The following is a 4,317-nucleotide window of genomic DNA, read 5'->3' on the forward strand; positions in this document are numbered from 1 at the left end:
CACCCATCTCTCCGAGGTCATCCGCAACAACCTGCCGCAGCTTCTCTCCTACAAGGACATGAAGGCGCTGCTCGAGAGGCAGGATCCGGAATACCGCAAGCTCGCCGACGAGATCTGCACCTCGCACATCTCCTATCCCGGCCTGCAGGCGGTGCTGAAGCTTCTGCTCGCCGAGCGCGTCTCGATCCGCAACCTGCATCTGATCATCGAAGCCATCGCCGAGATCGCGCCGCATGTGCGCCGCACCGAACAGATTGTCGAGCACGTGCGCATCCGCATGGCGCAGCAGATCTGCGGCGATCTTTCCGAGGGCGGCGTGCTCAAGGTTCTGCGTCTCGGCAACCGCTGGGACCTCGCCTTCCACCAGAGCCTCAAGCGCGACGCCAAGGGCGAGGTGCGCGAGTTCGACATCGACCCGCGTCAGCTCGAGGAATTCGGCCAGGATGCGACCAAGGCGATCCGCAAGCATCTGGAAGCCGGCGAGCGCTTCGTGCTGGTCACCGCGCCGGACGCGCGCCCCTATGTGCGCATGATCATCGAGCGCCTGTTCACCACGTTGCCGGTGCTCTCCCATGTCGAGATCGCCAAGGGCGTCGAGATCAAGGTGCTCGGGACGATCTCGTGAGCGCGCTCTCGCAAGGCGTCGTCATCGCCGCCTTCCTGGCTTTCTGCCGCATCGGCGCCTGTTTCATGCTGATGCCAGGCCTGTCGAGTGCGCGCGTGCCGATCCAGGTCCGGCTCTTCGTGGCGGTCGCCGCCACCGGCGGCCTGCTCGCCTTCCTCTGGGACCGCATCTACCCGTATGTCGATCCCCGCCCGCAGGTCCTGGCGCCGATGATCGTCTCGGAACTCTTGGTCGGCGGGCTGATCGGCGCCATGACCCGGCTCTATATGGAGGCGCTGCGCTTCATGGGCTCGGCCATCGCCACGCTGATCGGCTATGGCGGCGCCGGCGGCCCGGCGATCGAGGAGCCGGAGCCGCAGGCGGCGCTGGCCGCCATCATCTCCTTCTCGGCATTGCTGCTGCTCTTCGTCTTCGACTTCGACCACGAGATCGTGCGCGCTCTGGTCGCCTCCTACACGGTCGCGCCGGTCAACGTCTTCTTCAATCCGCAGGCGGCGCTCGTCGATCTCACCGACACCGTGTCGGACGCCTTCTTCCTGGTCATCCGCCTCGGCAGCCCGTTCGTCGCCTATGCCATCCTGGTCAATCTGACCATCGGCTTCGTCAACAAGCTGACGCCGCAGATCCCCGTCTACTTCATCTCGCTGCCTTTCGTCATCGCCGGCGGCCTGATCCTCTTCTACCTCGCCATCGGCACCATGCTGTCGCTGTTCGTCGACGGCTTTGTCGACCTGACACTGGCACGGTGACGCAATGACCACGCGCAAGGAACGGCTGCGGAAACTGGTCAAGGTGCAGGAGCAGCTCAAGGCCCTGCACGAGACGCGCCATGCGACATTCCTGGCGCAGGCGGGAGCGGCCGAGACCGAGGCAAGGGAACTGGTCGAGCACTTCGACGCTGACCAATCGCTGGCCGGCCAGTTCCCCGACCTTTACCATCGCCGCATCGCCAATGCCCTGGTCCGCCAGCAGGCAAGCCTGGAAAGCGCCAGGCAGGAAGCAACTCTCATCGCCACCGCGACGGCGCGCACCAACATGGTCGAGCGCGCCTACAAGGACGTGCGCCGCCGCGACGAGCGCGAACGCATCGACCGCGAGCGGCTCGATCTGATCGCGCAGAAGCGACGCGACGATACTAACTAGCGACTCGGTATCAAAGTCAGATCGAGAGTGCTGCCCTCGGGCACATCAGCTAGATCAACATGACGCAGCACGAACACTTCGAATTCGTGAGCGACATCGTCGATCCGCCGGAGCGCATACTCTTTCTCCGCGGCCGTCGAGGTTTTAGAGCCGTCCGGCCTCATGACAATCGCGTTGAGTTTTTGGCCCATCCGGAAGTCGGTCTGTAGGTCACCGACGACTACGACGCCTCGCCCGGAAATCTGAAATCTCTCGATAATCTTCATCCAACACTTTGGCCCCTAACCGCTGGCAAGAACGATCTCCCATTTCGTAGCACAGCAAAATCGCGATGGCGAAAGACGAGCCACTCGATGCTTGGGCTCGCAAGCCTGCCACAAGCTTGTTCAGTCATTGTGCGGATAGCAAAAACCGGCAAGAGGCGGACTTTTTTGGCAATCTCTCCACCCAGCGACATCGTCTTGGACGTCGCTCGCGCTGCCGAGCCGACGGACGTCGAAGCCGCGCGCGCGGCGCTGGCCAAACGGACTGGTGGCGCCTCGGCCGCCTTTTCAGTCGACACCGCCGGCACCATGCTTTCCCGGGCCACGGCGGACAAAGCCGAGGTGGCGAACCCGGAGAAGAAGTTCCAGCGCTTCGAGGCGATGGTGCTGCAGACCTTCATCCAGAACATGATGCCCAAGGACACCGAGGGCGTTTACGGCAAGGGTCTCGCCGGCGACATGTGGAAATCGCAGATGGCCGAGCAACTGGCCAATGTCATGGCCGCGCGCGGCGGCATCGGCATCGCCAGATCACTGCTCGCCGACCACTATATGGACGGCAAGCGCATCGTGCCGGTCGGCCCGGTTTCGGGTGGGCCGGAGAAGGCCGAGATCGACCAACAGATCCGGCTGTCGACGTCCATGGTGCAGGAGTTGCAGCGCCAGGCCGCGCGGTCGATGACCGGCGACGATACGACCATAGAAACCGATACAAAAATCTAGGGAGCCTCATGGCCGACCAATCCGAATTCTCCACCCTTCCGGCGCGGACCTCGGAAGCGCCCATCCCGCTCGCTCGCCCCGGAAACCTCGCCGCCATCATCGGCCGCATCGAGGAAGCGGTCGACGAGGAGACGGCTGGTATCCGTGCCAGCACCGGCTTCGACCTCAAGGCGTCCAACGCCCGCAAGAGCCGCTATCTCTATGAGCTGACCCGCGCCATGAAGGGCGCCAACGAGATCGAATTCCTGGAGCAGCATCGCGAAGGCCTGGCGCGGCTGCGCCAGAAGCTGGCCAGGAACGAGGCGGCGATCCTCGCCCATCTCAACGCCGTCAACGAGGTCGCCAATCTGCTGAAGAGCGCCATTCAGCGCGCCGAGGCCGACGGCACTTATTCGGCCGGCGAGTTCGGCTGGGCAAGAGCATGATCCCGGTCGCCAGGGTAGGGAAAGACCGGTGATCAAGTTCATCGCCGCCGCGATCTGGATCTGCGCAGCGACGCTCGGCGCCGTGTTCTATTCGTTCCAGGCTGCAGGCAAGGCCGGCGTGGGCGAGCCGCCGAAGCCGATGCTGGGCGGCCTCGACTACGTCAAGACCGATATTATCTCGGTGCCTTTGATCCGCGACGCCAGGATCGACGGCTATTTTCTCACCAAGCTCGTCTACACGGTCGAGCCAGAGCAGATAAAGAAGCTGTCGATACCGGCCGACGCGCTGATCACCGACCAGGTCTACTCCTATCTCTACGCCAATCCGCAGGTCGATTTCACCAAGAAGGACACAATCGATCTCGATGCCTTCCGCAAGTCCATCCAGGACAGCATCAACGCCCGCGTCGGCGTCGAGCTGGTGCATGAGGTGCTGATCGACCAGGTCAACTTCCTGTCCAAGGACGAGATCCGCGACAACGCCATTCGCCGCCGCAAGGGCGCTGGCGAGACCGCCTCGGAAATGACCAAGCCCTTCAAGCAGCACTGATCGCGGCGCGGACGCATTCGCCGCCGCTAGCCAAGCTGATGCGAGATGACGCATGGTCACCACGTTGACGTAAACGTCAATGCGAAGGTATATGCGTCAGCGACCGTGATCGCGACATGCGCCGGCAATGCGCCGCCGCGTATCAAACGCAACAAGATGAGGAGAACCGCCGTGAGCGTTCAGGAGATTGCCGACAGGATCAAGTCGCGCGTGGCAAGCGCGGGCTTCGAGCATTCGGTCAAGTTCGACACCGGCAGCGACGGTGTCATCGTCATCGACGGCGCCACGGTCTCCACCACCGATGCGCCGACCGACTGCACCGTCAAGCTGTCGCTCGACGATCTGGATTCGCTGATCGCCGGCGACCTCAACCCGACCATGGCCTTCATGTCCGGCAAGATAAAGGTCGAGGGCGACATGACCGTCGCCATGGCGCTAAGCCAGTTGCTTGGTTGACGACAGCGCCAAGATCAAAGCAAAACGCCGCCTCGATGGGCGGCGTTTTCTTTCGGTTTGACCGTGACCTTGCACAAAACCGGTTCCCACTCTTTGGGATGATGTCTAGGCGGCCAGCGACTGCGCCTTTTG

At 63.0% G+C, this 4,317-nt stretch carries 8 protein-coding genes; 7 read left to right on the forward strand and 1 reads right to left on the reverse strand.

Annotation, left to right across the window (positions count from 1 at the left end):
- The 3 genes from EN781_RS27275 to EN781_RS27285 form a co-directional block, all read left to right on the forward strand.
- Positions 1–625: FHIPEP family type III secretion protein (locus EN781_RS27275; RefSeq protein WP_189347886.1), on the forward strand; the 625-nt coding region annotated here is incomplete at its 5' end.
- Complete coding sequence (gene fliR / locus EN781_RS27280; RefSeq protein WP_126058455.1) at positions 622–1,374, forward strand: flagellar biosynthetic protein FliR; 753 nt, start codon at positions 622–624, stop codon at positions 1,372–1,374. The genes EN781_RS27275 and fliR, both read left to right, overlap by 4 nt.
- A 4-nt stretch (positions 1,375–1,378) precedes the next feature.
- Positions 1,379–1,768 carry a hypothetical protein gene (locus tag EN781_RS27285; RefSeq protein ID WP_126058454.1) on the forward strand — a complete coding sequence of 130 codons (390 nt, stop codon included), beginning with the start codon at positions 1,379–1,381 and terminating at the stop codon, positions 1,766–1,768.
- On the opposite strand, the gene EN781_RS27290 is transcribed toward EN781_RS27285, so the two are convergent.
- On the reverse strand, positions 1,765–2,034 hold the full coding sequence (locus EN781_RS27290) for a hypothetical protein (RefSeq protein ID WP_126058453.1): 270 nt from the start codon (positions 2,032–2,034) through the stop codon (positions 1,765–1,767). The genes EN781_RS27285 and EN781_RS27290 overlap by 4 nt on opposite strands.
- Before the next feature lie 126 nt (positions 2,035–2,160).
- On the opposite strand from EN781_RS27290, the gene EN781_RS27295 reads away from it, so the two are divergent.
- The 4 genes from EN781_RS27295 (at position 2,161) to EN781_RS27310 (ending at position 4,185) form a co-directional block, all read left to right on the forward strand.
- Positions 2,161–2,754 (forward strand): rod-binding protein, encoded by a 594-nt coding sequence (locus EN781_RS27295; RefSeq protein ID WP_189347887.1) that lies wholly within the window; start codon positions 2,161–2,163, stop codon positions 2,752–2,754.
- Positions 2,755–2,762: 8 nt separating this feature from the next.
- Entirely contained in the window at positions 2,763–3,179 is a 417-nt protein-coding gene (locus tag EN781_RS27300; protein WP_126058451.1) for a hypothetical protein, read from the forward strand.
- Between the two features lie 28 nt (positions 3,180–3,207).
- Positions 3,208–3,729, forward strand: a complete 522-nt coding sequence (locus tag EN781_RS27305; RefSeq protein WP_126058450.1) for a hypothetical protein — start codon at positions 3,208–3,210, stop codon at positions 3,727–3,729.
- A gap of 171 nt (positions 3,730–3,900) precedes the next feature.
- Positions 3,901–4,185 (forward strand): SCP2 sterol-binding domain-containing protein, encoded by a 285-nt coding sequence (locus tag EN781_RS27310; RefSeq protein WP_126058449.1) that lies wholly within the window; start codon positions 3,901–3,903, stop codon positions 4,183–4,185.
- The last annotated feature ends 132 nt before the right edge of the window (positions 4,186–4,317 follow it).

Source organism: Mesorhizobium sp. M4A.F.Ca.ET.090.04.2.1, assembly GCF_003999085.1.
In the GTDB taxonomy this organism is placed as follows: domain Bacteria; phylum Pseudomonadota; class Alphaproteobacteria; order Rhizobiales; family Rhizobiaceae; genus Mesorhizobium.

Excerpts from the sequence above, each read along its gene's own strand:
- EN781_RS27285 (WP_126058454.1), top strand. The coding sequence starts at position 1,379 with ATGACCACGCGCAAGGAACGGCTGCGGAAACTGGTCAAGGTGCAGGAG.
- EN781_RS27300 (WP_126058451.1), top strand. The coding sequence starts at position 2,763 with ATGGCCGACCAATCCGAATTCTCCACCCTTCCGGCGCGGACCTCGGAA.
- EN781_RS27290 (WP_126058453.1), bottom strand. The coding sequence starts at position 2,034 with ATGAAGATTATCGAGAGATTTCAGATTTCCGGGCGAGGCGTCGTAGTC.